At 67.5% G+C, this 514-nt stretch carries 1 protein-coding gene; it reads left to right on the top strand.

Annotation, left to right across the window (positions count from 1 at the left end):
* The coding region (locus MOV75_RS41510; RefSeq protein ID WP_247008679.1) for an NAD(P)/FAD-dependent oxidoreductase at positions 1-514 on the top strand (514 nt) is incomplete at both ends.

Raw genomic sequence — 514 nt, 5'->3', positions numbered from 1 at the left:
AGCGGTGCGCGCTATCGCCGGCCGGAGATCGCAAACCTCGACAAGTTCGAGGGACGCGGCGTCTGGTATTGGGCCTCGCCGGTCGAGGCGCGGCTCTGCGCCGGCGAGGAGGTGGCCCTCGTCGGTGCCGGCAATTCCGCAGGCCAGGCCGCCGTGTTCCTGTCGGGTCACGCCAAGAAGGTGCTGATGATCATCCGCGGCGGCGGTCTGGGCGCCAGCATGTCGCGCTATCTCATCGAGCGCATCGAAGCGACGCCGAACATCGAATTGATGTTCAACACCGAGATCACGGCGCTCGAGGGCGACGAGGCCTCGCTGCTGCGGCGCATTCGCTGGAAGAGCCGGTTGTCGAGCGATGAGGATGAAGCCAACATCCGCAACCTGTTTTTGTTCGTCGGCGCGGATCCCGCCACCTCCTGGCTCGACGGCTGCGGCGTCACGCTCGATCGCGGCGGCTTCGTCGTGACAGGCGCGCAGTCCGAGCAGAACCAGGGCCGGCTGGTGGCGCCGCTGG

Source organism: Bradyrhizobium sp. PRIMUS42 (assembly GCF_023006515.1).
Taxonomy (GTDB): Bacteria; Pseudomonadota; Alphaproteobacteria; order Rhizobiales; family Xanthobacteraceae; genus Bradyrhizobium.
Note: the sequence above shows the minus strand (reverse complement) of the source record. Positions and strands in the feature narration are given on the sequence as shown.